Source organism: Caballeronia choica (assembly GCF_001544535.1).
GTDB classification, from domain to species: Bacteria; Pseudomonadota; Gammaproteobacteria; order Burkholderiales; family Burkholderiaceae; genus Caballeronia; species Caballeronia choica.
On record NZ_FCON02000105.1, the window covers coordinates 1 to 26,530 of the forward strand.

Annotated in this window: 21 protein-coding genes; 10 read left to right on the plus strand and 11 right to left on the minus strand. The window is 63.0% G+C overall.

Annotated features, from left to right (window positions below; genetic code table 11):
- Positions 1 to 385: 385 nt before the first annotated feature.
- Both AWB68_RS31030 and AWB68_RS31035 read left to right on the plus strand, forming a co-directional pair.
- A complete protein-coding gene (locus AWB68_RS31030; protein WP_235028582.1) occupies positions 386 to 1,294 on the plus strand; it encodes a glycosyltransferase family 2 protein in 909 nt (302 codons plus the stop codon).
- A 195-nt stretch (positions 1,295 to 1,489) separates the two neighbouring features.
- On the plus strand, positions 1,490 to 2,935 hold the full coding sequence (locus tag AWB68_RS31035) for a hypothetical protein (RefSeq protein ID WP_087648142.1): 1,446 nt from the start codon (positions 1,490 to 1,492) through the stop codon (positions 2,933 to 2,935).
- A 145-nt stretch (positions 2,936 to 3,080) separates the two neighbouring features.
- On the opposite strand, the gene AWB68_RS31040 is transcribed toward AWB68_RS31035, so the two are convergent.
- The 3 genes from AWB68_RS31040 to AWB68_RS48400 all read right to left on the minus strand — a co-directional run bounded on the left by AWB68_RS31040 (position 3,081) and on the right by AWB68_RS48400 (position 7,543).
- Positions 3,081 to 4,355, minus strand: a complete 1,275-nt coding sequence (locus AWB68_RS31040) for an O-antigen ligase family protein (protein WP_087648143.1) — start codon at positions 4,353 to 4,355, stop codon at positions 3,081 to 3,083.
- 74 nt (positions 4,356 to 4,429) lie between these two features.
- Positions 4,430 to 6,778, minus strand: coding sequence for a polysaccharide biosynthesis tyrosine autokinase (locus tag AWB68_RS31045; RefSeq protein WP_374729625.1), 2,349 nt, complete (start codon positions 6,776 to 6,778; stop codon positions 4,430 to 4,432).
- Positions 6,779 to 7,384: 606 nt separating this feature from the next.
- Entirely contained in the window at positions 7,385 to 7,543 is a 159-nt protein-coding gene (locus tag AWB68_RS48400) for a hypothetical protein (protein WP_160110096.1), read from the minus strand.
- A gap of 161 nt (positions 7,544 to 7,704) precedes the next feature.
- On the opposite strand from AWB68_RS48400, the gene AWB68_RS31055 reads away from it, so the two are divergent.
- The 3 genes from AWB68_RS31055 (at position 7,705) to AWB68_RS31065 (ending at position 9,631) form a co-directional block, all read left to right on the plus strand.
- The gene (locus AWB68_RS31055; protein WP_087648145.1) at positions 7,705 to 8,352 is read left to right on the plus strand and encodes a hypothetical protein; all 648 of its coding nucleotides are present in this window, start codon (positions 7,705 to 7,707) and stop codon (positions 8,350 to 8,352) included.
- Positions 8,349 to 8,993, plus strand: a complete 645-nt coding sequence (locus AWB68_RS31060; RefSeq protein ID WP_160110097.1) for an RES family NAD+ phosphorylase — start codon at positions 8,349 to 8,351, stop codon at positions 8,991 to 8,993. Before AWB68_RS31055 ends, AWB68_RS31060 begins: the two co-directional genes overlap by 4 nt.
- A gap of 437 nt (positions 8,994 to 9,430) precedes the next feature.
- Positions 9,431 to 9,631, plus strand: coding sequence for a hypothetical protein (locus AWB68_RS31065; RefSeq protein ID WP_087648147.1), 201 nt, complete (start codon positions 9,431 to 9,433; stop codon positions 9,629 to 9,631).
- Positions 9,632 to 9,704: 73 nt separating this feature from the next.
- On the opposite strand, the gene AWB68_RS31070 is transcribed toward AWB68_RS31065, so the two are convergent.
- Positions 9,705 to 10,469 (minus strand): SDR family oxidoreductase, encoded by a 765-nt coding sequence (locus tag AWB68_RS31070; RefSeq protein WP_087648148.1) that lies wholly within the window; start codon positions 10,467 to 10,469, stop codon positions 9,705 to 9,707.
- Between the two features lie 142 nt (positions 10,470 to 10,611).
- On the opposite strand from AWB68_RS31070, the gene AWB68_RS31075 reads away from it, so the two are divergent.
- On the plus strand, positions 10,612 to 11,529 hold the full coding sequence (locus tag AWB68_RS31075) for a LysR family transcriptional regulator (RefSeq protein ID WP_087648149.1): 918 nt from the start codon (positions 10,612 to 10,614) through the stop codon (positions 11,527 to 11,529).
- Between the two features lie 118 nt (positions 11,530 to 11,647).
- On the opposite strand, the gene AWB68_RS31080 is transcribed toward AWB68_RS31075, so the two are convergent.
- The 5 genes from AWB68_RS31080 to AWB68_RS31100 form a co-directional block, all read right to left on the minus strand.
- On the minus strand, positions 11,648 to 14,152 hold the full coding sequence (locus AWB68_RS31080; RefSeq protein ID WP_087648150.1) for a glucose/quinate/shikimate family membrane-bound PQQ-dependent dehydrogenase: 2,505 nt from the start codon (positions 14,150 to 14,152) through the stop codon (positions 11,648 to 11,650).
- A gap of 78 nt (positions 14,153 to 14,230) precedes the next feature.
- Complete coding sequence (locus tag AWB68_RS31085) at positions 14,231 to 15,334, minus strand: porin (protein WP_087648151.1); 1,104 nt, start codon at positions 15,332 to 15,334, stop codon at positions 14,231 to 14,233.
- A 483-nt stretch (positions 15,335 to 15,817) separates the two neighbouring features.
- On the minus strand, positions 15,818 to 18,910 hold the full coding sequence (locus tag AWB68_RS31090; protein WP_160110098.1) for an ATP-binding protein: 3,093 nt from the start codon (positions 18,908 to 18,910) through the stop codon (positions 15,818 to 15,820).
- A gap of 275 nt (positions 18,911 to 19,185) precedes the next feature.
- Positions 19,186 to 20,868 (minus strand): helix-turn-helix transcriptional regulator, encoded by a 1,683-nt coding sequence (locus tag AWB68_RS31095; protein WP_087648153.1) that lies wholly within the window; start codon positions 20,866 to 20,868, stop codon positions 19,186 to 19,188.
- 189 nt (positions 20,869 to 21,057) lie between these two features.
- On the minus strand, positions 21,058 to 21,984 hold the full coding sequence (locus AWB68_RS31100) for a PTS sugar transporter subunit IIA (protein WP_235028583.1): 927 nt from the start codon (positions 21,982 to 21,984) through the stop codon (positions 21,058 to 21,060).
- A gap of 255 nt (positions 21,985 to 22,239) precedes the next feature.
- Here AWB68_RS31100 and AWB68_RS31105 point away from each other — a divergent pair, with 255 nt between their 5' ends.
- Genes AWB68_RS31105 through AWB68_RS50890 form a run of 3 tightly spaced genes read left to right on the plus strand, consistent with a single transcriptional unit; the run spans position 22,240 to position 23,456 of the window.
- Positions 22,240 to 22,575 carry a hypothetical protein gene (locus tag AWB68_RS31105; protein WP_087648154.1) on the plus strand — a complete coding sequence of 112 codons (336 nt, stop codon included), beginning with the start codon at positions 22,240 to 22,242 and terminating at the stop codon, positions 22,573 to 22,575.
- Between the two features lie 9 nt (positions 22,576 to 22,584).
- Entirely contained in the window at positions 22,585 to 23,292 is a 708-nt protein-coding gene (locus AWB68_RS31110; protein WP_268810951.1) for a dihydrodipicolinate synthase family protein, read from the plus strand.
- Positions 23,214 to 23,456 carry a dihydrodipicolinate synthase family protein gene (locus tag AWB68_RS50890; protein WP_268810952.1) on the plus strand — a complete coding sequence of 81 codons (243 nt, stop codon included), beginning with the start codon at positions 23,214 to 23,216 and terminating at the stop codon, positions 23,454 to 23,456. The genes AWB68_RS31110 and AWB68_RS50890 overlap by 79 nt, the downstream gene beginning before the upstream one ends.
- Before the next feature lie 164 nt (positions 23,457 to 23,620).
- Here the strand turns inward: AWB68_RS50890 and AWB68_RS48970 are convergent, their stop codons facing one another.
- Complete coding sequence (locus AWB68_RS48970; RefSeq protein WP_374729626.1) at positions 23,621 to 23,743, minus strand: DDE-type integrase/transposase/recombinase; 123 nt, start codon at positions 23,741 to 23,743, stop codon at positions 23,621 to 23,623.
- 43 nt (positions 23,744 to 23,786) lie between these two features.
- A complete protein-coding gene (locus AWB68_RS31115; RefSeq protein ID WP_235028584.1) occupies positions 23,787 to 25,304 on the minus strand; it encodes a GDSL-type esterase/lipase family protein in 1,518 nt (505 codons plus the stop codon).
- A gap of 454 nt (positions 25,305 to 25,758) precedes the next feature.
- On the opposite strand from AWB68_RS31115, the gene AWB68_RS31120 reads away from it, so the two are divergent.
- Positions 25,759 to 26,530 (plus strand): AMP-binding protein (locus tag AWB68_RS31120; protein WP_143281984.1); only part of this gene is annotated, 772 nt, incomplete at its 3' end.

Below are 26,530 nucleotides of genomic sequence, written 5' to 3' on the forward strand. Positions count from 1 at the left end.
GCACGAACGCACGGACGATACGATGGCGGCTCATGGCGAAGCGCGGGCGATGCAGTCGGACAAACCTGCCGCATGGCGTGCGCCGTTCGGCATCTCTTACAGGCCATTTTTGAGGAAGGCGAATTTGCTCGATCCAGCTCAATATGCATGACCAAAATTGCATACCCAAGCATTACCGGGAGCAGGAGCACACTGCGCACGTTCGGAAACGCACTGACCGGCGCCATCGAAATACGCTTAACTGGGAGCCCCATTGCGGGCATGGTGCGCAGTTCGATGTGTCTTGCCCCGTGACTTCAAATCGTCACGCATTGGGTCTATCGAAGTCGTCTGCTCACGTCAGCCATCACACAGAGGGACCCGTTCGATGAAAGTATCTGTCCTCGTGCCGACCTATCGGCGCCCGGCAAACTTGTTGAAATGTCTGCAAGCGGTCTGCAAGCAGGAACTCCCCCCAGCCGAAGTGCTCGTGGTCTGTCGCATCGACGACCCGTCAAGCCGCGCCGCAATTGGCGAATTCATGGCGTCGCATGCCCTGCCGATACGCGTCGTCGACGTGACGGAGGGAGGCGTGGTAGCGGCCCTGAATGCGGGCATCGCGGTCTGCACTTCCGAGGTCGTCTGCATCACGGATGACGATGCGATGCCGGACCCGGACTGGACGAAACGCGTCGCTGAACATTTCGCGGCTGACCCCTCGATCGCCGGCGTGGGTGGCAAGGACAGGCTCTACATCAATGGAAAATTCCAGGCGGGCGAGCGCGAGCTGGTGGGGGTCGTCCAGACGAGCGGCCGCACCGTCGGCAATCACCATCTCGGCGTTGGACCGGCGAGGTATGTCGATATCCTCAAAGGCGCCAACATGAGCTTTCGCACTGAACCGCTGAAGGCGATCGGCATCGACCGGAGGCTCAAGGGCACCGGTGCACAGGTCCACAACGAAATGGCGCTGAGCCTGGCCCTCCGGCGCAGCGGCTGGAAGCTTGTCTATGATCCTCGCGTGCAGGTCGAACATCATCATGCCCAGCGTTTCGATGAGGACGCCCGCAAGGCGCCCGCACTGATCGCTCACGCAAACTCCTCCTACAACCTGAACCTGATCCTTCTCGAACACTTTCCCGGCGCACGCGGGATGCGGGTCTGGCGCTGGTATCAGCTCGTCGGCACTCGCGATGCGCCGGGACTCGTGCAGGTCGTCCGGATGCTGATGAAGGGCGAGCTTGGGATCTTCAGCCGCTGGCGAGCTGTCCGTCAAGGTGCAGCAGCAGCACTGCGCGACGTCAGGGGCGGCTGAAGGATACGTTCAGGAAGCGCTTGCCGGATGCGCGATAGGTTCCGCGCGGCGGCCCGCGCTGCATCTTTCAACTGGCGCCGTGCGGCCCGCCCTTCCCCAACGTATCCCGCCTCGATGCTCCTATAGCCATGCCCGACTCGCCAACCCGTCTTCGCTTGGGCGAGTGCGGGCCTCTTCGCTCAAAGAGACGATGACATGCCAAAGAAACGCAGCACCAGGGACGGGCGTCGGAGAGTGCTGCTGTCGATCGCGGCACTGGCGGGCACGCTCATCCCTGGTCTGAGTTCCGCGGCCGCGCCCCCCGTCGCGGCAAGCGCCACACAAGCCGTGGCCGGCCGCCGCAAGATCACGGAACTCATCGGTTCGGTGGGTTGGCCGGAGTCGGAGGATGACGTCCGCATGTGGAAGAACATGGGCCTGACCTGGGGCCGCGATTCGGTCGGACCCGGATTTTCTCCCCCGCCGATTCATTCCCTGAAGATCGACATGACGGGCCCGGGCTACGACAACGAACTCGCGCCCATCCTTCTGCGCAACAACCGCAATGGCATCCATTCTCTCCTGATGCTCGGCTATACGCCCGAATGGAACGCATCGGTGGCGAATGACATCGTGTCAGCGCCAAAGGATGTCCAATATTGGGAGCGCTATGTCGATGCTGTTGTCCGCAGATATTCGACGCCTCCCTTCAACGTCAAGTACTTCCAGATATGGAATGAAGCGTCGGGGCCGCTTGCGGGTGGCGATCCGCAAAGCAGCTTCTGGCATGGTCCAAATTACAACGAGGACCGGTCCAGGGCGAAACCCTATGAGTCCGCGATGCGGGACTATGTCGAGCGGATCCATATTCCTGCGGCGCAGATCATCCGCAAGTATCACGCTTATGTCGTGTATGGCGGTTGGCCGGACCAGGGAGGACTGGATACCTATTTGCAGTGGCTCGAATTCAAAAGCCCGGCTTACGGCACTCGCATGCTCGACTGGGTCGACTACCTCGACATCCACTATCTCGGCACGCCGGACCTGGAAGTGCTGTACCAGCGCTACGTCGCCCGGGGCCATGCGCGCGGAATATGGCAGACCGAGATCGGCGACCGCTACATAACGAACCCTCACTTCCTGCCGGGCTACCTGTTCGAACTCGCCGTCTGGGCGCTCGGCAGGGAATGGAATGACCCAGACAAGTATGTGACGATGATCTATCACTGGGACGGCTACGAAGACTTTCGCCTCACTCATCGAGGACCGCCGAAGCGGACCTACAACGTCTCCGGAACGTCGTTGATCACGCTGCGCAAGACGGTTTCCGGCGCTCTTGCTCCATTTCCGCATACGCTCAGGTTCGGCCCCGAATCAGAGGGCAAGGCCCTCTATTCCGATGACAAGATCGTGGTGCAAGTGAGCGCGCCGCCGGGCTGGCGCTCAGTCGAAGTCAGCGGACTCGCCGCGCCCGGCTCAGGACGCTTCGAGGTAGCTTTTGTCGATGCGATAAACGGCGTCATGCAGACGAAGGAGCACGTCAATGCCGCCTGGACGGCGAATACACTGTCGATCCGCTTTGAAGTTCCCCGGCTGACCAACGGCCCTGTCGACGAAGCACCGCGTCACCTCGCGTACCTCGTGGTGACTTCGCTTGCATGAGCCGGTGGTTCTAAAGGCTCTAACGTTTCGTGGCGAAGTACGGATAGCCGACGAATGCTCCTCCGGCGAAAATCGAATCGTTCTTCCTTGACGACTGACACGCCTTCGCCGCCCGTGATGGGCTGATTGCGTAATCGATAACAATCTAATGGTTTCCCGCGACCCGCCGGCGTCCTTCGTCGACCCGGCGCGCGTGGGGCAACGGGCGGCTGACGCGCGCCGAGACGGCATCGGAGGCACGCGATGCCAGTAGCAGCGAAGCGACCAAAGACATGATCAACACGTTTGACGGTGTGGTCAGGCGGTGCTCGGAGTAGGACATCGCAAGCAGGCACACGGCGGACAGTTCGATGAACCTAAACGCGATATAGTTTCGCCCCCCTTCCTTCAACGCGCTGTCCGCGCCGTTCTGAGCCCAACCAACCAGTTCCCAAAAGAAACGCAGCAGGAGGAGCAGCCCGACGATGCCAAGCTCAGCGAGAGTATTCAAGTAAGAATTGTGTGCGTGCGAATCGGAGTGGACGACGCCCGCGCCGAGCGGAACGCCGACAACGCCGAAATAGTCGACGACCATCGAAATGTGATCGTCGAATGATCCGAAACCAAGGCCGAAGAGCGGACTTTGCCGAAAATAGGCCAGCGCGCGGGGCCAGAGCCATTCATATCGGATATCGAGGGTTCCGGCTTTCGGATCGTTGTTGTGGACCGCGAAGGGGTATCCCAGGTAGTCCGTCGATGGGACCGTGTGCTGCATGGCGACAGCCAGCGAAGCCGCGATGATGACGACGACCATGCCAGCCAGCATCCACCGCTTCCTGCCAAGCAGCATATAAGGCGCCAGGGCCGCCACGCCGATGAATGATCCGCGACTATAGGTCGACAGCAACATGGCTGCATTGAACGCCAGCAACATGAGCAAGAGCTTGCTGCGCTGCTGGAGATAGCACGCGACTCCGAGACAGAAAAGCATGGCGAGAAAACCGCCGGCTGCATTGCGCGCGATGAAATAGCTGCCGAAAGTGGCACTCGCGTCGGTGAGTGGCGCAAGCGGGCCGTATTGCGCGAGGTACAAAAGATACGGCGGAAGGTTCGCCGCGACAGCAAACACAAAAAAATACTTCAACAGCTTGTTCAAGTCCCATCGATGAACGTATGTGCACCCGGCCAGGATCGGTGCATACGAGATGAACAAGTTTCCATCGCGCCGGTAAAAATCGAACTGGAGCAGCGATGCTGGATCGTAAAGCAGTGTGGACAGCAACGCATAGGCGGCAAACGCGACGAGCGCCGTCACGAACGCGGGGTAGGTCCTGCCAAAGAAACGCCACGCGCACAGGACGATCGGCACGAAGCCGATCGCACTGACCGGAACGAAGTTGGTTATCGTGAGGAACAGCGCGATAAGGGAAAGATAGGCCACGACATTGACTCGATAAAAGGGTGCCATGTCAGGAGAAACGCGATCGCCTTTCGGAGACCATCGTTTCCCGACCGTCAGTCCGAGCCTTCAATCAGGTCGAGCGTCGCATAGCCCGTTGCATAACCGTAGTTGCGATTGCTCCGGCGCAACGGAATCGCATTGAAGATCGCGCCGACGAGATTCGCCTCCGACCTCTCCAGCTTCTTCACGGTCTCCGTGATTTCATATTCGCTCTGCATGCCGGAGCGAAGCACGAGAATCGTCGCACCCGCTTCGCCCGCAACGATGGCGGCATCGGTGACCGCGAGGAACGGCGGCGTGTCGACGATCACGAGGTCGTATTCCTGCCCCATGCGCTGGAGCATGTCCTTGAAACGGCGCTTCATCAGCAGTTCCGCGGGATTGTCGGGATACGAGCCACAGGACATGAACGACAAGCCGTGGATACCCACATTACGGATAAGCTCCGATGGGTCGGTATCCCCCGCGAGAACGTCCGACAGACCACCGCGGTTGTACTGGCCGAAAAAGTACGCGAGGCGTCCGCGCCGCATGTCGGCATCGATCAGCAGCACGCGCGAACCGGTCTCTGCCTGGAGGACCGCGATATTCGCCGCAACAAAGCTCTTGCCTGCCGAAGGGGTCGGCCCCGTGAACATCACGATGTTGTTGGACACATGGGTCAGACCGCGATTGAGCATGGTGCGCACGACGCGCAGTGCTTCGACCGTCACGTCCTGCGGGAACCTCGCGGCGAGCACGCGCGTGGCGCTGAAACCAAGCCGCGGAACACTGGCGGCGTTCGGCGATGATCCCCCACCCGCGGCTGCGATGGATGGCAGCGGGCGCACGGGCGCGGCTCCGCTGGTTCTGCCGTTGCGCGCGGTCGTGGGTCTTCGCGTCGCAGCCGAGATCTCCTGGTCGAGCCGCGCCTGCTGTGGACTGAACAGCACTTCGCCGAACACCGGCACGCTCGTCACGCGTTCGACAAAGTGCGGGTCCGTGACGCCCATCATCACATGGCGGCGGATGAAAACAAAGAAAACGCCCGCGACAAGGCCGATTCCCGCTCCGCCCGACAGCACCAGCAACGAGTTCGGCTTGATCGGCCGGTGCGGACGCAGCGCGTAGTCGACGACATTCACGCCGCCGGTCGTGCTCGCACGGCGCACCGACAATTGCTCCGCCTTGTTGACCATCCCAAGATAGATTGATTCGGAGACGCGCGCATCGCGTGCAAGCTCGACGCTCATTCGTTCGGACGTGGGCATGTTGCCAAACCGCGCGTCGAACGTCGATTTCGCACTGGCGAGTTGCGCGATTTGCGAATCGACGTTGCGGACCCACTGACTGTCGGGCTGGTAAGTCCGCAGCAGTTGCGTGCGCTGCAGTTGCAATGTCGAGATCTGCCGCTGGAAGTCGATTCCACCCTGCAAATAGGCCTGCGATTCCGCCGTCGGCTGCAACGATTGCGAAGACATGCGGAACTTGTTGAGCGCTTCTTCCGACTGCTTCAGATCGGCGCGCAGCCGCGGCAGTTCGCTGTTGATGAACGCCAGCGTGTTGGTGTCGTCTCGCTGCCGGGCCGAGACCGCGGATGCGATGTATTGCTGGGCAAGCGCATTGGCGATCTCGGCCGCCAGCGCCGGATCTTCGTTGTTGTAGGTGATCGACACGATGCCGGTGTCCTGTTCCTTGGCCTTCACCTTCACGGCGGCGAGAAACTGCGCTATCGCATCGAGCGTGTTCCAGCGGATCACCTTGAATCGGGTTCCCGGCCTCGCGACAAGCTGCTCCACCTTCATCGAGACGCCGTACGAGGATTCGGTCTTGCCCACGGTCCCGCTCAGCAGGTGTTCGCCCGACGGTCCCTGCAACTCGTAGCTGTTGGACCCGAGCGCGACCAATTGCATCCGCTCGCCTTCCAGCTCTCGCGGCACTTCGAGCGCAGCAATCTTGATCTCCTCGCCTCCCCACGCGAAAGTCTTGAGTCCGAGCCACGGTTCCGACAATTCGCCGGGGTTTGCAAACTTGCTCGCGATCTTCCCGAGAAGCGGAACCATGACCGGCGTGGCCGAAATATCGAATCGGAATCGCTCCAGGACCGGCTGGATCACCGAACGGCTCTGCATGACCTGCATTTCGGCGGTGGCCGACGGCGCCGAGGGCGGCGCGTTATCCTGGTTTTGCAGCGCGATGCCGAGCGCGTTCGGCTCCGGCGCGTCGACGCGCACCAGCACGTCCGCGGAATAAAGCGGGCTGGCGACATACAGGTAGACGACGGCAAGCGCGAACACCAGGCCGGCAATTCGGGCTATCTCCCAGGCATGGTCGCGCATGAGACTGAGCACCCCGCGCGCGGAGAGTTGCCCTTGGTCGGTCGCAGTCGCCGATGGTGCATTGCTGAAACGAAACAGATTCACCAGAGTCGTCCTCGGAGTTCAACCGCGTTTCAATATCGTGGGCGCCTGCCGCACGCCCAGACAATAGGGCGGCGTTGACGTCCGGCCCGATAAGGTCGGATACCGGTGTTTGGGAGCGAGTCCCATGCCTCGAGCCGAATGCGCACAAAGAGGCGACCCCCGAGAATTACTCAGTTATCTCTGCACGTCTGTTACACAGCGCACGTTGATGTTTTTGAGAAGTCGGACGGACGAAATGAGTGGACGGTCGGCGACCACTTTCGAGGGCATTTTTGCCGATGAGGTCGCCACGGCGGTAAAGACGTTAGCAGCGTGGCGATGATGCCGCGTGTTTCCGGACGACACCTGGATGCATTGGGCCGCAAGGACGATTCATCACAACACAAGGAAGAAAGGGGTTACCACATCGCCGAGCGTTTGTGCCGCTCGGTCTCGCGAGCTGTCGCGGCGTGCAGAGATCGACAGCGGCGCCATCGTTGATGTCACCGCTATCCGCGCAGTAGCATGAGAAACGCTCGCTGCGTTTGGAGCGCGCCGAGCGACGCTCGTTCGCGTATGGCCTGCCGGCCTAGGCAACTCACCCGGGCGCGCCCGACCCGACCGCCATCACGGCCTGCGGTGAATCCAATCCTTCATCGGATGGGTATCCAGCCAACGAAATTGCTGACTCCTGCGATGTTCCAGCCGGTAGTGCTGAATCACGATAATTCCTGCGAGCGCAAGAATGACAAGCCCCAAAAGCACGACGGTCATCGACTCGGCCATGACAGACTCCTCAACGGTTTTCACCGGTGTTTCATTGTAGCTCGGGCGTGCCGCGAATACACCGCGACGGAGTGCGGTACGCGTTCGGCTGCAATCGCCAATATTGCCAAGTTAGCGTATAATAGCGGCAATATTGGCACGATTGACAAATAGGCCCCATCATGAGCGCCCTCATCGCAGAAAGCGGCAGCCCTGCCGACGACCACCTCGTGCTCGACGTGAGCGTTCCCAAAGGGACGGACCCGGCCATCCTGTCGTCGCTTCGGCACGGTCTCGAACAAGCGGTCAGCCTGTTGTTGACGACCGGCCAGGCCCGGATGCTTGCTCAGGCCGATCAACTCGCCGAACTCGTGAGCGGTCTGACCGAGCCAGACCTCGGCCTGATCGAAGAACGCATACAGCGTCTCAAGACCATCCAGCAAATGCTCGACGAGGAAGAATGGCTCACTGCCGAGATGCTGAATCGCCTGCAGCCCGAGCCGCCGTCGAATAAAAGCCATCCGGCGAGCGACTGGAAACGGCGCGGCCGTGTCTTCAGCGTCAGCCTGGGCGGCAAGGAATATTTTGCGCGCTACCAGTTCGATGCGCTTTATCAGCCGCTCCCGATCATCAAGGAAATCCTGAAGGCGTTCGGCCCGGTGGCCGACGCCTGGAAAATCGCCGCGTGGTTCCACTTCCCGAACGGCTGGATTGCCGAACCGGGCGCCGATGGCGACAGTCCGCGCGCGGTCGCGCCGAAGGATGCGCTCGACCGTCGCGACGATGTGCTCGATGCATTGCGCGAGGGCCGCGGGAGTTATTCGGCGTGACATTCGAAATACCCGTGCCCGGACCGTCGGAAGCCTTCACGACGGTCGAGGTCGGTCCGGCAGATGTCGCGATCTGGTATCACGTCTACTGCACGAGGGAACATCCGAATCGCGCGGATACGTTTTCGGAAGGATGGGGCAATACGCGGTTTGCGCCCATCGTTCGCGAGGATGGCACGCCGGTTCACACCTACTACGCCGCGAGTACCGTCGAATGCGCGCTGATGGAATCCGTGCTGCACGACATGCCGCTGTCTCCGCCCGGCGTGTTCGACGTCGATGACCTGCAATATTTTCGACTGGCGCAGTTCACGCTGAGCCAGCCGCTCAGTTGCGTCAGTTTTCATACGCCGTATCTGCCTGCGCTGCAGAACATCACGCGCGCCCATTTGGTCGATAGCCTGCCGGCGTTCTATCCGCAGACGCGCGCATGGGCTCAGGCCGCGTATCTGCAGCGGCCGGGTGCCCAGGCCATTGCGTACGGCTCGCGCAGGGACGATTCCGGGCGATGCCTGATGCTGTTCAAACATCGTATGCCCGACCAGCCGTTCATGATCGTCGGTGACGAGCCGCTGGCGCTCTCTCCCCGACGCCAGCAAGTGCGGGCACTGGTTCGCCGTCTGGGAATTCGCGAAATTTAGCAGAGCACCCGTGATGCCTCGGAACACGTTCTTGAGGCCGCGTACGACGCCAGATGAGGTACCTCTGTCGTCGGCATCGGGATGCGGACGCGCGGCGCGTGGTCTGTTGCGGCCTGACCGGCATCGTCAACGCGCATCGTAGTCGCGACGGGCAAACGCAACCATCATCCAAAGACAGGTTACGGAGATCGGAGCCTGAAGCCGGTTCGATGCAGTGCGAACGGCGACCGATCACCCAAAGGTATGAGGCCGTCATGCGATTGGCTGGAACGTCGAGTCGTTCGTAGAATGGTCCGCCCGCCTCGTCTCTTCTAAGCTGACTTCATCGCGTCCCGGTCCGGATCCATGGCAGCAGCGCATCGAATCCGGCCATCGCGTACCCACTTGTCAGTTCGTGTGGCGCAGTCCGTCAGGGACGAGCGCCGGGAGAGAACATCATGAACGTCGTGCGAGCGATACGATTCGGAGCCGGTCTTGCGGCGGTCGCCGCGTGTCTCGCGATCGGCGCAGGGTTCGCCGCGAGCGCGCCAGGCTATTGGCGGGCACTCGACGACGTGGGCCAAGACGCCCAGTTGCCACTGGAGCAAATCGCAGTGGCAAGCGGTGACATCGCATCGCCCGCATCGGCGCCCGGATAAGCCGCTGGTGCTTGGCGTGGGTACTTACATCGTTCGTGAAAACAGCACCCAACCGCGGACGCCACCAGGCGATTCAAGTACGCGTAATCGACGCGCCACCATCGACCAGCGAAGCGGTACCCGTCACGAACGACGAGTCATCGGAGGCAAGATAAAGCACCGAACGGGCAAGTTCTTCCGGCCGTGCGACCCGCTTGAGCGCATGCAATCCGGTCACGAACGCCTGCGACTCGGCTGTGTCGTTCATGTCGCGATACATCGGTGTGTCCACGGCGCCGGGAAGAATCGCGTTGACGCGCACACCGTGCGGTCCATACTCGGCCGCCAGCGCCTGCGTCAGCCCGATCAACCCGGCCTTGCTCGCAGCGTATGCGGCGGTGCCCGGGAAAGCGAATGAATAACCGACGAACGTCGACGTAAAGATGATCGATCCGCCGCCCTGCTTCAGCATCTCGGGGATCTGGTGCTTCGCGCCCAAAAACGCGCTCGTCAGGTTGGTCGCCAATGCAGCCGAAAAACCCGCCTCCGACACGCCCGTGCTCGGCCCCATTTCACCCAGCGTACCGGCGTTGTTATAGGCGATGTCCAGACGCCCAAAGCGGCTGACGGCGAGCGCAACCAGTGCTTTCGCGAACTCCTCCGACTGCACGTCGCCCGCGAGATACGCGGCCTCGCCGCCATCACCGACGATCTCGGCGACAAGCGTTTCAAGTTCAGCTTCACGGCGCGCCGCGATCACCACTTTTGCGCCTTCGGCGGCGAACAGTTTTGCGGTGGCACGGCCAATTCCCGCACTGGCGCCCGTCACGATGGCGACTTTTCCTGTCAAGCGTTGCATGTTCGATCTCCTGGTGTTGCCGTTTGCTGGCCAGTGCCCAATGCCTTGGTCCGTGAGAAGGACTATAGGCTTCAGCCAGACGTGTAGAAAGGCCCAAAACCTGGGTATATCATTCAGCATTTATGAACGATCGGGGAAACCCATGGACCGGCTGCGCGCTTTCGAAGTCTTCGTGACCGTGGTGAGCCGCGGCAGTTTCACGCGCGCAGCCGATGCACTCGAAACGTCGCCCGCCAACGTGACCCGCTACGTGAACGAGCTGGAAGCGCATCTCGGCACACGCCTCTTGAATCGCACCTCCCGCAGGCTTTCGCTCACCGAGGGCGGCGAGACCTTTTACGCCCGCTGCAAAGCCATCCTCGACGATGTCGCCGAGACCGAGGGGCTGGTGTCGTCCGCGTCGGTCGAACCGCGCGGACGGCTGCGCATCAATGCGCCCGTGAGCTTCGGGATCCTGCACCTGGCGCCGCTATGGCCCGAGTTCATGCGGAAATATCCCGAAGTGGAACTCGACGTCGCGCTGATCGATCGCGTCGTCGATATCGTCGAGGAAGGCTACGACCTCGCCATTCGCATCTCGCGCGCCGGTTCGACCAGCCACGCAGCCCGCAAACTCGCGACATCGAAAAACATCCTGTGTGCGTCGCCCGACTATCTCGCACGCTGCGGCTACCCCGCGACGCCGGCGGACCTGATCGGGCATCGATGCATCGGCTACTCGTATGCGGCCACGGGCGACGAGTGGCAACTGATCGACAGTGAGCGCAAGGCTCACACGGTGAAGGTCGATTGCCACATGCATACCAACAATGGCGATACCGCGCGCGCGGCGGCGCTCGCCGGGCAAGGCGTGATCTGGCAACCCACGTTCCTGGTCGGCAACGACCTGCGCTCCGGCAAGCTCGTGCAGGTCTTGCCTGAGTATCGCTTGCCGGACATCGACGTACTCGCGTTGTACCCGAGTCGACGCCACCTGAGTGCGAAGACACGCGCGGTGATCGATTTCCTGGTCGACGCGTTCGGCGGAGTGCCGCCGTGGGATCGGGCGCATGAAGGTTGAGCGGGCGGGCGCCGGCTACAGACCGATGGCGCTTTAAAAACCGCGACGCGCGCGGGTGCGTCCCTCGCGTACGCGCCCGCCCCACCGCAGGCAGCGCAATCAGGCGACGCGTCGCCGCTTACTGCTGCGGCAACGCGTAGGCAATCACATAGTCGCCGAGCCTGGTGCCGAACGAGCCATGCCCGCCCGCCGCGATCACGACATACTGACGGCCGTCGATCGAATAGCTCATCGGCGTGGCCTGACCGCCTGCGGGAAGCCGTTCCTCCCAGACCTCCTTGCCGTTGTTCACGTCGAACGCGCGGATGAAGTTGTCCGCCGTCGCGCCAATGAAGACGACACCGCCCGCAGTGACGATCGGACCGCCCAGCATCGGCATGCCCATCTTGAACGGCAGCGGAATCGGCGAACTGTCGCGCACGGTGCCGATGCGCTTCTTCCACACGATCTGATTGGTCTTGAGATCGATCGCGGAGATATAGCCCCATGCCGGCTGCTTGCACGGCAAGCCGAACGGCGAGAGGAACGCGTTGATGACGACGCCGAACGGCACGCCGTATTGCGGCTGGATGCCTGACTCCGTGCCGCTGCCCTTGGCACCCGGCACCGGCTCTATCGGATTGCCCGGGCCGCGCGGCATCAGACGCGAGACGAACGGCAGCGCGATCGGATTCGCGACGGCGATCTGGCGATCGGTGTCGACGGCGATACCGCCCCACTCGAACATGCCCAGGTTGCCCGGGAACACGAGCGTGCCCTGCAGCGACGGCGGCGTGAACGTGCCTTCGTAACGCAGCTTGTGGAACATCACGCGGCAAACCAGCTGGTCGTACATCGTCGCGCCCCACATGTCGGCGTCGGTCAGGTTCTTCGACGGACGATACGTGAGTTGCGAGAACGGCTGGGTCGGCGAAACGTGGTCGCCGGGGGCGGCGCCTTGCGGCACCGGCGTCTCGGGCGCGGGCACGACTGGCACGCCGGTGCGCCGGTCGAGCACGAACAGGTTGCCGGTCTTGGCCGGCGCGTACACGACCGGCACGCTCTGACCATCCTTGCCGGTGATGTCGGCGAGCGTGGGCTGCGACGGCTGGTCCATGTCCCACAGGTCGTGGTGCGCGGTCTGGTAGAACCAGGCGAGCTTGCCGGTCGAGGCGTGAAGTGCGAGCAGCCCGCTGGCGTAACGCTCCTGGTCCGGCGTGCGGTCGCCGCCCCAGATATCCGGCGTCCTGACCCCCATCGGCAGGTAGACGATGTCGAGCTTCGCGTCATAGGCGGCGGGCGCCCACGAGTTGGGCGAATTCAGCGTGTAATGCTCGCCCGGGCCCGGAATGTGATTCGGGTCCTTCGCGCCCGGATCGAACGCCCAGAGCAATTCGCCCGTGCGCACGTCGAAGCCGCGGATGACGCCCGACGGCTCGCGGCTCGAGAAGTTGTCCTCGACCGCGCCCGCCACGATGATCACCGTGCTGGTGATGATCGACGGCGAGGTGGGCTCGTACTGGCCCGGCGTCGTGACCGGCTGGGCGTGTTGAAGGTCGAGGTCGCCGTGGTTGCCGAAGCCTTCGCAACGTTGGCCCGTCAGCGCGTCGAGCGCATAGAGGTGGCCGTCGTTGACCGGCAGGTAGATGCGGCGCGTGCAGGCGGCCGGGGCAGCGGGGGCCGGGGCGTTTGCGGCTGCGGCGGCATCGCTCGCTGGCGCAGGCGTTGGTGCAGCAGCCGTGGCATCGCTTGCGGGCAGAGGCGCGGGCGCGGCCGCCGCGGCATCGCTTGCCGCCGCAGGCGCGGGCGCGGCCGCCGTGGCACCCGCCGACAGATCGACATACGACACACCGCGGCAAGTCACGTGCTGGAACGACGGATCGGGCTGCAGTTTCGGATCGAACTTCCACTTGAGCGTGCCCGTCTTCGCGTCGAGCGCGAACAGGATCTGGTGCGCCGAGCAGAGGTAAAGCAGGTCGCCGATTTTGATCGGCGTGACTTCGTTGGTCATCTCGACAGGATCGTTAGGCCCCTTCAGGTCACCCGTGCGGAAGGTCCAGGCCACCTGGAGATTCTTGACGTTCTCAGGCGTGATCTGCTGCAAGGGCGAGTAGCGAGTGCCTTCCTGGGTGCGTCCATAGGCGGGCCAGTCGGCGGCGGCGATCGCGGTGCTGGCGCCGCTCGTGGGCGCGGCGGCATTGAGTGTGCCGTTGACCAACTGCGGATCGTTGAAGTTCGCGTACACGAGCACGCCCGCCCATGCCACGAGCGCAACAATGAGCGACGCGACACCCAGCTTGCGCTCGCCTTCCAGCCGCGTGCTCATGAAGAGCAGCAACCACACGCCGAAGATGACGAGCACACCCGAGCGCGGCGCAAGCGCCCAGAAGTCGGGACCCGACTCGAGCAGTGCCCAGATCGCCGTGCCGACAAGCACGATTGCATAAAGCAGGAGCGCGACGGGACTGCGCCGCCAGAGCAGCCAGGCCACGCCCAACAGCACGACGCCTGTGACGACGTAGTACGCCGAGCCGCCGACCGCGAGCAGCCATGCGCCACCGATCAGCAGATAAAGCGCGGTCAGCACCGTAAAGAGCAAGCTGATGACGCCGACCGGGCCCAGTGAATTCGATTGACTTCTCATGATGATCTCACCCTCTTGAGTGCATGCCGCCTGCCGGCGGTACCGACGCCGAATTCATACGCCGGAGCAAGAAACGTGTCAGAACACGTGCATCATCCCGACATACACGCCGGTTTGCGATTCGCCTGCCATCGGGCTCGTCGGCGTGGACGAATCGCGTGGCGTCGCGAACACTGAAAACGTACCGCTCTTGCTGTTGCTCACGTAGGAGACCGTCCCGTAGAGGAACGTTCGGGCGCTCAGGTTATAGGTGGTCCCGAGTGCATAGAGAAAGGCATGGCTCGCGGGATCGTGCGAAGCATCCCCGCCGCCTTCGCCTACGTGAATATAGAAGCCCGCCGCTGTCACCGCCCAGCGCGGCGTGGCCTGATAGGTCGCGCCCAGCCAGTAGTGGTCAGCGGTGTCGGACACGCCCACGGGCGAATCGGGCGCCGCGTAGTGTGTGTAGGCGGCCTGGATCTTGAACTTCTGCACGCGCACGTTCGCGCCGACGAAATACTCGCGCGAAGCCGTGAAGATGTTGGAGAAGCGGCCGCTCGAATCGCGCAGTTCGTCGAAGATGCCGCGCAGGTCGAAGAGCGTGGAATGGTACGAGAGCATGATGCCGTCCGAGCGGCCGAATTCGCCCGGGGCGCCATTGTTGAAGCCGCTCGCCTGATTGCCGAAAGCGTATTGGCCTTGAACGTCGACGCCATGGAAGACCGGGCTGTGGTACTCGACGTTGTTGCTGGTCTGCTGCCAGTTGCGTCCTCGGACGAGCGAAGCCGACGACACGGCCTGCTGCACGAACGGATCGAATTCCCAGACGCCGTCGCTGTCGATGAAGAGATTGCGCCCGGCCTGCAACTGGCCCCACGTCTCGTCCTTGAGGCCGACATACGCGCGGCGCGAGAACATCCTGCCGCCGCCCGTCGTACCGTTCATGATTTGCAGCGCGGTTTCGAGGTCGAACAATGCGGACAAGCCGCCGCCAAGGTCTTCGGTGCCCTTGAAGCCCAGCATGCTGGTACCCCAGTCGCCGCCTTCCGCGCTCCAGCGGCTCGAACTGCCGCCCGTGCCGTTGGCAATGTGATTCAGGTATTCGATGCCGCCATCGACACGGCCATAAAGCGTCACGCTCGATTGTGCAGAAGCAGCCGTGCTGGCCGCGAGCAGGACGATGCCGCACAGGTGATGTTTCACGTTCAGGCTCCTGGTTGATTCTCCTTTCGCTTACCTTTCTTGCCCGGGCCGTCGCTGTGTTGATGAATAGCTGACTACGCATATTAGAAGGCGTAGCGGCTACCCGCTATGACATATTCCTTGTAATCGGTTATCACAGACACTTCGCTTCTTCTTCTCATCGACACAGAACACGGCAGATGTGCGCACCGATTCAAGCGCAAGCCGATAACGTGGAGCAGCGCTGCCGCACGGCGGGATCACATCGAGCGATGAGTGCAAACACTTGAGCATGCGTGTCATCAAGCGTTCGATCATATTGTCATGGCACGCAATACACGCCGTGCTATCGCGATGCGAAGTGCCGGGAGCGGCCGCCGGCCTCGCATTGCCGATCACGGCACCCTCGCAGTCGGCCTATGGATTCTCGCGGATCACGGCGAACCCGTCGGCGGAGTTCCGATATCACCCTGTGGGATCGGCGCCATGACGGCACCCCATGTCTCACGCTGACAGCGCGAGCAGACGTCGGCCGATCTGACCGCCGCGCAAGGAATTCGACAGCCGTCCGAGTGTCGAGATGAAATGTCGCCGTTGCACATCGGCCTGTTCAACGTCACCGCGGGCCTCGTGAATCGCTGCAGCCGTGCGGTGAAGCCGCCAGTCCGCCAGCGGGGTTTCGAACCCCGCCGCAGCCGCGAACGCGGCGTTGATATGGTCGAGTGCGATGGCCGGATCGCCGCTCTTAAGCGTCTCGCGCGCAACGACTTCCCACGCGAGAGCCTGCCACGTCCGGTCTTCGGTGGCGAGGGCGAGCTTCAGGAATGCCTGGGCATGCGATCGGGCGGCACGAGGGTCGCCCGCCATCATCGCGGCCTCGGAGGTGCCCCATTCGGCTGCCAGTCGCCAGTACCAGTCGAACATGCTGGGCGTGGCGTCCATCTGCCGTCGCGCTTGCGCAAACAGCGGCGCGGCACGCACGCCGTCCTCCAGTCCTATGTATGCAAGGCCGGCGAACACGATACACGCGCGATGTTGCACGGGCAGCAGCGCGCCGGGGTCGCCTTCGACCGCTCGATCGGCCGCGCTCGAGGCCGTCACGTACCGCTCGTACATTTCAATGACCGACTCGTAGTCCATCGTGTGCACGAGCAGCCAGCCCCGATAGACTTCGAGTGTGCGGGCCGCGAAATAGTCACCGTTCTCGCGAAACGAAGCGAGGCCCTGCTCGAACGATTCCATCGACCGGCCAAGTTCGCCCAGGAAAAGATGAGCCCACGACGTACCCAGCCGGAGCATCCACGTCGCCCTCGCGAGATCGAAGCCCGGATGTTCCACCGCGTGCTCGAAGAGGATCTGGTAGTTCGCCTGCACCGTCCCGAGCGCTTCGCGATAGCGGCTCGATATGATGCACAACATGCTGTGTTCCATATTCGCCCGCGCGATCAGCAAAGGGTCGCCGGTCTCGCGCAACGCTCGCATCGCAGTCTCGCACTCGGTCAGATCGGCATGCGACCAACCGCTGGTCCAGATGCGGCGCACGTACGCTCTCACGCGGACCATTGCACTGACGCGCATGTCGGGATGCGATGCACTGAGCGCAAGCGCTTCGTCCAGCAGCTCGATGCAACGTTGCCTGTCGCTCCAGCTAAAGACGTAGGCGAGGCCGAGCATCGCGCGCAATTGCGCGTCGAGCCGGCCAATCGTGCGTGCCTGTTCCTCGAGTTCGACCCACGCGGCCTCGGCGCGCGGATCATGCGCCGCAGCGTAAAGCGACGCGCGTGCCTCGGCGAACTCGAAGCTCTTGAGCGGGCGCAAGTCAGGCGGCAACTTTGCGGTGAGCAAAGCGGCAAAGTCGAGAATCGAGCGCGCCTCGCGATAGGCAAAGCGAACCTTGGCGGTTTGCAAAGCAATCCGTAGATAGTCGATCGCCTTGAGCCAGTCGCGCGCGTCGGCGAAATGTTGTCCGAGTTCGTAGGCCACTTCCGCTCGCTGGTCACGCGCATAGATCGCTTCGAGCCGTTCCGCGATTTGCCGATGAAAACGAGAGCGGCGGGTCAGCCCTTGACGTCCATAGAACGCGTTGCGAATGAGCGCATGGTCGAAACAGAACATCGCCGCCGCGCCGCCGTCGGGCAAGCGTTTCACGCCGCAACGTTGAATGAAGCGTTGATTGCGTGCCAGCGCCTCGCACAGATCGTCGAACTGCTCTGCCGGCAGGCCCGCGGCCTCGGCCACGATCGCCGAGGAAAAGGAGAGCCCTGCGACGCTGGCGGCTTCAAGCAGGTTCCGTTCGTCGGTGTCCAGACGCCGGATGCGACCCTCGAGCGTCTGGGTTATCGTGTGTGGCGCTACCGCGCCGATCGTCCCCAATGGCGCCAGGGGGCGCCAGCCCGTCGCCGTTTTGCGGAGCATGTTGCGCTCCACGAGGTCTTCGAGGGTCGCCCGCATGAACAGCGGATTGCCGCCGCAATGTTGCGCGATGAGACAGGACAGTTCCTGCTCGGCGGGGTCGGTATGATCGCGATCGGTCAGCCACGAGACCACCGCGTCGCCAGGCAGCGGGCCAAGCACCAGGTCCCGGCACAGGCCCCGCAGCGAAAGCTCGTGATGCAGTTGCTCGATCGGGTGTTCGACCAGCGCCGCCTCGTCCGGCCGGTACGTGGCGACGACCATCAGGCGCAGCGTTCCTGGCTGGCGCGCCAGCGCCGCCAGCAAATCTATGGTGGAGTAGTCGGCCCAATGAAGGTCTTCGAAGATCAGGAGCAGCGGCTGCGGCTGCGTCAGAAAGCTCAGCAGGCCGCTGATCTCCCTTAGCATGCGTTCGCGCGATGCGCCAAGAATCTGCCGATGCAGCGACTCGCGCACATGACTCGCTACCTGGCCCGGAAGCTGCAACGCCCATGTTGGCGCGAGCGTCACCAGCGCTTTCACGACTTCGTTGCCGCCGATGCCCTGGCACAGTTGCCCGAGCGCCTGCAGAACCGGATAGAACGGCTCCGTGCCGCCATAGCCCTCGATACATCGCCCTTCGGCGACCCGCGCGTCGTCGTGTTCGAGCCTGCGGGCGGCAACAAACTGCTTGAGCAAGGCTGTCTTGCCGATGCCTGGCTCACCGGCAACCACTACGATCTGGCCGTTCCCGGATCTGGCGCGGTCCATTGCGGCACTCAGTTGCTCCAGTTCGCTGGTGCGCCCGGCAAAGCGGCCGAAGTTCGCTTCGCTTGCAACCGGCAGGGGCTCCGTCGAGGGGACATCGACGGGCGCGACGAACCGATAGCCGCGGCCGCGCAGCGTTTCGATGAAGCGAGGGCGCTGCGCGCTATCGCCGAGCCGCGCCCGGATCATCTGTATGTGCGCCTTCACGACTTCGGGCTGCACATGCACGTTGGGCCACACCGCTTCGAGCAGCGCGTCGTGGGTAATCAGCATGCCGCGATTCTCGATCAGGAACCGCAACACGCCGAAGGTCTTGGGCGTCAGGTCGATCCGCTCGGGTGTCGCGCCGGCGTCCAGCCGCCAAAGACATTCGTTCGCCGTATCGAGGCGAAAGCCTTCGAAGCTGACCGAGGAGAGCGTGCTCGACTGCGCCTTCATGCCTACCTTGCTCCTCATGCGTGGATCAGGGCCAAACGGATTGTGCGAGTGACTGCTTCGGTGCGGTCTTGCGTAGCCAGCCAGACAAACCTCAGCCGCGATGCGCAGGTCGAGCTGGATCAAGGCCCAGAATACTATGCTCCTGGCTGCGCGTGACGCGTTCGCAATCCCGCTGATCGGTATTGATCTGTACGAGTGTTCCGATCATTGAATGCCACTCGGATTAAGCCGCCTGACCAGGGCAGACGTTCGTCCACGATACGCAATGCCTGCCCTCAATCGACGACACTCCCGGATAGCCGGACGAGACCCAGACGACTCGCCAGCGTCACCGCTTCGATCCGGTTCCTCACCGATAGCTTCGTATACAAACGCTTGACGTGCGACTTCACCGTCTCGGGCGCGATGCGTAGTCGGATCGCAATCTGCTTGTTGGTCAGCCCGCGCCCCATCAGTCCGATGATCGCGCGTTCACGCTCGCTAAGGCCCATGGCGCTTATGGATCGCGTGGGGTCCCGTGCCGGTTGCGCGTCGGCGGTGCCACGTCGGCGTCGCGACATCAGTGCGCCTGCATAGGGAAGCAGTTCGCGGACGTCGCCAACGGGCGCGATCGCACCTTGCACGATCCCGTCGATCAGGTTCGAAACGCGCTCGCTGCAGTCGACGAGCGTCTGATGCAGCCCGACCGTCGCCGCCTGCTTCAGCAACGCGACGAGCGCCTCGATCGCTTCATCGCGCAGACCGGCGACCAGCAACGCTTCGACCAGCAACAGCGCGATCGTCACCGCGCCGTATCGATCGCGTCGCAGAGCGGTATCGCAATGAAGCTGCCGAAGTGCCGCGAGATCGACTGCGGCGCTTACATGGCTCGATGCCCGGGCGAGCGCGAGCCGCGCCTGCGCGAGCACGTGGTAGCGCGCGATCTCGAAGCGCGCGCTGCTGCTCGCTGCACCGCATTGCCCGCTCAGCACGGCAAGCCGTTGTGCGCAGAGTGCAGCCTGATCGATGCGAGCCGCGGCGACGTGCATCTCGACCTGCTGCGCGAGGCTGGCGGCGCGCAGCCGCGGCCAGTTGCGCTGCGTCCCGAGCGCGTCCGCCTCGGCGAGCAGCAAGAGCCCTTGTCCCGGTCGACGACGGTTCGCCGCGATGCGGGCGAGCAGTCCGTAGGCGCGCAGCGCGCCGTCGATCGTGCCGCCCTGCCGGATTCCCGGCAGCCGTGCCGCGACCAGCGCCTCGCTCTCGTCGACGCGGCCTTCCTCGTACAGCACCTGCGCCATCACGCAGGCGGGCAGCGCATCGATCGCCGCCGGGCCGGTGCCGAAGCGGCGCGCGAGTTCAAGCGCGTCGTCGGCCAGCAAGCGCGCGGCATTGAAATGCATCTGACCGAATTCGATCGCGGCATCGAGCGCCAGGTCGACCATCGTGGTGATCGCGCGCAAACGGCCCGGCTGCTCGCCCGGCTCGCGGCGTTGCACCGCGTAGAAACTCTCGGGATCGCCGAGACGCCAGTACACGCAACGGCACACCGTCAGCGCGACGTGCGCGACGGGCGTCGCGGCGTCGAGCCGCAGCGCGGACAGCGCAGCGGCCAATGCCGCCCCCGCATCGTCCTGTAGCAAGAGCGACACGGCCCGCACGGCCGCGATCTCGCAACGCACCGCGGCCGCGACGGGCCCCGGCAACGAGCCGACCTGCTGTTCGATCCGCTGCGCGATCAGTAGCGCTTCGGCGGCCCGGAGCCGGACCAGCATCTGCCAGGCGCGCGCGAGACAGGGATGGATGCGCGCTCCACTTGCCGGCCTTTCCCGGCACAGAACCTCATCGACGTACAACGACGCGGGCGGCGTGCCATGCAGCCTGCGCATCGCGAGGGCATCGGACTGCGCCCGCGCCGGCGCCGCGCGGGGATGACGGTGCCCCGCTTCCAGATGACTCTCGTAGACAAACGCCTCGTTCATTCCACACCCCGTCGGACACCGGATCGTCGCAACCGCTTGACGATCGCTGAGCCGTCCAGACTAGACATGACCGTCCGGAGAAGCGTGATGATTGGGTCATTTTTTGGTAAAGGATGGGTCCGAAAGGGCCGCTTGCGCGCAGGCCGCGTCGTGTCCGACATTCAGGCTCGGTGAACCCGCAACCGATCATCAGCGTCTCTCGCCGCCGATCGAGGTGGGAGCCGAATCAAAAGGAACGGGTGCCCGCCGCGGCTCCAGCGCATCGAAGGCAGCGAACAGGTCGCATACGGCATGCGCATCCGCGCAGGCATGAAGCTGCTCGCGGAAATGGTGGTCGCAAAAGCGCCGCGCTACATCGGCGAGCAGATGCAAATGGGTGCTGTTGGCCCATTCGGGAACGAGCAGGACGACGATGTCGCTCACCGGCTGTCCGTCCGGCGCATCGAACGGGATGGGCGAAGCCGGCCGAACATACGCCGCCAGGGGTTGGCTCAGAAACTGAAGATGGCCGTGTGGCACCGCCACACCCTGGCCCAAGCCGGTCGAGCCCAACGCTTCACGTGCGGCGAGCGCCTCGGTCACCGTCGCGCCCGGCATTCCGCAATGATCTTCGAAGAAGGCGCCCAGCCGCACAAAAAGTCCCTGCCGGTCAGTTGCGTCCAGTCCGAGCAGAACGTGCTTTCCGGAAAGCAGCGCGCTGACAGGCTGGTTTTCAATGGGCGCCTCTTCAGCATGAGGGACCGCATGATCACGATGACCAGACTCGCTACGCATCAGGTTATGCCATGCGTGGCTCGGGGCGTCGGGGATCTCCAGCATTCGACCGACCTCCGCAGTCGGCGAGAGCAGCGTGACGCGGTGGATCGCATGACTCACTTCACCTTTCGGGAGATAAAGCGACAGGCGGACGCGATCGGTCCCGCCAAGCGGTGCGACGCGGATCGTCCACTGCTGATCGCCGCAATCGCGGATCAGCGCCTCGCGCAAGGGCGTAACGTGTTGCGCATCGAGCGTGACATGCATCATCACGTCCCGCTCCGGATCGCGACGCGACCGGCTCCGGGGCGAGTGTTTGCCCCTTTTGAACATTGCCCGCAGGCCGGCCAGCGTGTCCACCGTCTCGGCTCCTTGTGAGTGACGTGCTTTCAGATTAGCGCAAGCTGCATCAATGCCGCGTAAAAGTTGCGTCGTTCCGAGGCATTGGTTTTGAGGCGCTCAAGCCCGGCGAGTGCGGCCAGCTACTAGCTAGCGGCCTTAAGCGTATCCCTTCAAACAGCTTTGATACAACCGAATCCGATCTTTTTACTCGGCGTTTACGAACATCCGCATAAGCTTCGAGTTATCCCGTCAACACGAAGCGGATAACTGAAAATGAACCTGGCTTCCATACAAAACAACCGACGCAGTTCGATCGATCTCTCCAGGCGGCACGACACCGTGCTCGCCTTTCCGTCGCAGCGCGTGCTGATCTCGGCGGCAGTTCACAGCGAAGAGGACGAGGCATCACGCGAGCGCATCAGGCGGCTCTTCCACTCGCCGCTCGGTGTCTACGTGAGCCACGCATCGCGTGACCAGAATGAATTGCACCTCGAGTTCGACGTCGCTACCGAAGACATCGAATTCACCCTTCGCACCCTGAAGAAAGTGCTTCCGGAAGCCGTGGTCGAAGATATTCGGCCGCGTGTCTTTAACCGTCGCCAGCACTGAGGAGCGCGCATGTATTCATCAATCTGGCTGCCTATCGTCACGCCGTTCCGCAACGGCCAGGTCGATGTCGACGCACTGCAACGTCTGGCCGACCATTACCTTCGCACGGAAATCAGCGGCTTCGTCGCGCTCGGTACGACCGGCGAGGCGGCGCTGCTCGATCCTCACGAACGGATGACCGTCCTGCACGCCCTGTTCGAAACCGTCGGCACGCGCTTGCCGATCGTGATCGGCGTCGGTGGCATGAACACGAGTGAAATGATCCGCGACATGCAGCAATTCGACCATTGGGACAGCGGCGGCTATCTGGTGTCCGCACCGGCTTATATCTGTCCCGATCAGCGCGGAATCCAATGGCACTTCGAGGAAATCGCGCACGCGACCGATCGCCCGGTCGTGCTCTATGACGTGCCCCATCGCACCGGCGTCCCGATCTTGCCCGACACCGTGAGACGGCTCGTCGAATGCAGCAATATCGTGGCGATCAAGGCCTGCGTGGGCGAGCACTTTCGCGCACTCGGCGCCCTGCCGATCAGCATGTTGTGCGGCAGCGACGAACTATTTGTCGACTGTCTCGAAGCCGGTGGCACAGGGGAATTCTGGCGAGTGCGCATCTGTTCGCCGATGACTTCGTCGACATCCAGGCGAGTTTCTCCGCAGGACGAATCGACGAGGCACGCGCGCACTTCGAACGCCTGGCGCCGACCATCAAGCTGATGTTCTCGGCACCGAATCCCGCGGCGATCAAGGCGGCGCTCGCGATTACCGGGCACCTCGACGGTGAAACGCGGATGCCGATTGCAGCGGCTTCGGACGCGTTGATCGCGCAGCTCAGCGTGGCGCTCGCGTCGCGGATCGCGGAGTCTGGCGCCATCGCGTGATGCGTACATGCGGCGGCTCGGTGGCCGTTGGCTAGAAGGAGGAAGCGTCGTGTCGCGCGCCGGGCCGCGCGCTTCCTGATCACCGAGCAGTAAAAGCGGTGTCACCGTGACAGAGCGATTTTGCAGTTGTCATCGCGCAATCTTACGCGACCGCCCGAGCAATGTTACAACGCCTTTTGGTCGATTGACCTTGAGAAGTAGCGCCGCGCCACGGCCCAGTCACGATGGGCGCGTGGCAGAAAATCGACCGTACTGCCCTCCCTGTCGACCGCGTGATACAGATACACCTGAGGGACCTTCTTCTTTTATCCCAACCGTTTTGCAGGGACGTCATCTGCTTGACCAGATGGCGCCGCTCAAGGCATAGATGACTAGCGTACCGTCGTCCTGCATGTATGCGTAGGCGCCGGGATTGCCCGACGTGCCGCTTTCCCAAAGAACTGCGCCATTGAAGTCAAACGCGACGAGGTTGCCGTTTTCTTGCATCCTCAGCTCGGCCGTGGAAGAGCCGCTCATGCCGGCGGACCAGATCGTAGTGGTCGTCTGCGTGATTGTCAGATCGCCGTCGGCTTGCACGTTGAGCGCGAAGCGGCCGGCGCACGACGTGAGTTTCTGGCCACTGGCAAGCCCCTGGCCCGGGCCCAGTTGCCCGCACGTCGATGGCGGTTGAATCGGCGGCAGGGAGGAAAGCGCGTCGAGGTCCACCGCGTCGGCGATCGCTTGCAAGCCCGCGTCGTTCGGATGCAGGTCATCGCCGCCGTTATAGGCCGGCAGAAAGATGGCTGGGTCGGTTGGGTCGCTCACCGCGCTCGCCTGATCGAGCACCGCATCGCAGCCGCTCGTTGGACTCAGGATGAAGGCGTTCACCCTCTGACGCACGGCTTGGACGGCAGGTGGCGCGTCGAACGGCGTTAGTGTCGAGCAGATCAACTTTATGTTGGCGCGATGGGAACGATCGATCAGCTGTCGGAATGCGGCGATTAGCTGGGGTGCGGTAGAAGGATTGTCGTTGTTGAGGTCATTGACTGCGTCGTCCGACACAATGACCCATTTCACGCCAGGTTGTTGCAGAACGTCACGATCGAAGCGTGTGAGGCCGGCCTGCCCGGCGTTGTCCGTGAAGAAATCGTTTCCGCTGATGCCCTGGTTCAGCACGCCCACGGTCATGCCCGCCTTTTGCAGCCGTACCGCGAGTCGATTCGGCCAGCGCCGATTGGTATTGGCTCTCGACAGAAGGCCATCCGTAATTGACGCGCCAAACGCGACAACCGCCCCCGTCGCTGCCGCGTTCTGCACATCGAGGTTGGTCAGGAAATAGTAGGATTGGCCGCCTGCGGAATTGGCGGTCCCGCCGGCGAAGGCTGGATCAGCGCCCGCGTCGCCGGGGGCAATATAGACGTCCTGCAACCCGTCGACGTGCCCTGTCGAGTGGGGCGGGGTCCGCTGAGGCAAATAGAGGCTGATGGCGACATCGGCGAGTGCGGGGACCTGGAATGCGATTGAATCACTCACGATCGACGCGCCCACGGGAATCGTCACGTTCGGCTGGCCGCCGAACGTGACGGCGAGATCGCTGCCGGCTATCGTATTTTTACCTCGCGCACGCCGCGCGATGTGGACGTTGCCGATCACAAGCGGTTCTGTGCCATAGAGATTCGAAAGATGGATTCGCGCCGAGGTCCCGCCAATACTGGTGTGCACGATCTGCCGCACGGTTTGATTGTTGAAGCCGTCATCGTCCGTGACCGATGGCGCAACCGACCACGTGCCTACCCACGGAGCCGAGGACACGACGCCTTGCGCAAAATAATGATTCGTATCGGGCCACATCATCGATACGACGAGCACCGCTTTCAAAAGTTTGTCGACCCATCGCTTCATTTTCCATCTCCGCGGTAGTGCGACCAATTTTGGGCATGCCAAAAGTCCCGACTCACCCAAAAGCGGGAACCAGGGCGGTCGCCCCGGTTAGCGAACAGGTGTTAGAACACATCTATCAGCGTTGACACCGTGCGCTTTCGTACACTGGACGACCATTTTTTACTGCGCTCCGGGGCTTGATTTATCCCACAAATAAACGGTACCCTCGGTCGACCGTCACGTGACAACGAGTTGCCAACAACCACAAAGGCGACCGTCCCGCTGTATGGGGAGATGCGTGACACAAAAACATGGTCGGCGCGACGGAGGTTCGGCCGATCGTCCGAGGGAGCCTTGGATGAATCGATCGTGCCCAACAGGCGCGGCGACCGCACGCGCGCCCATATACGAAAGCACCTCCGCGCACATTGCGGGGTCGCAAATGAGCGCGTTCACAACGGCGCTGCAGACATACACCGGCCAGCGCTTCGACAGCTACCGCGCGCTACACGATTTCTCGGTGCGCGAATACCGCACCTTCTGGACATGCTTCGTGCAGTGGGCGCACGGGCTCGAATGGTCTGGCAGCGCGGAGCCGGCCTGCGTCGGCGACAAGTGCGAGCATGCTACCTTTTTCCCCGGCATCGAACTGAGCTACGCGGACAGCCTGCTCGGCCTTTCGATTGCGCCCGCCGACGCACCCGCGATCACCGCATGTCATGCGGACGGGCGCCGGCTGCGTCTCACGCGCGGCGAATTGCGCGAGCGCGTGGCATGTCTCGGAGATGCACTGAAGCAACTCGGGGTGCGCGAGGGCGACCGGGTGGTCGGCGTAATGCGCAACGACGCGGACGCGATCGTCACCGCGCTCGCCGTGACCGCGATCGGCGCGACGCTTTCGACCGCCGCACCCGAAATGGGCGTCGAGACGCTGCTCGACCGCTTCACGCAACTTGCGCCCCGGCTCCTCTTCGCACATACCGAGGCGAGGGCGTTCGATACCGGCATGCCGGTCGCGGACAAGATCGCGGCGCTGGCGGCCGCGCTGCCTTCGCTTGAGGGTATCGTGAGTCTCGATGGCGGACTCTTGTCGGTCAGCGTTATACAACCGGTTCACCCGCTCACTGCGCTGATCACAAGCGGCGAAGCGCAGCGCTTCACCTGGAAGCGCTTCGCGTTCAACCATCCACTCTTCATCATGTTCTCGTCGGGCA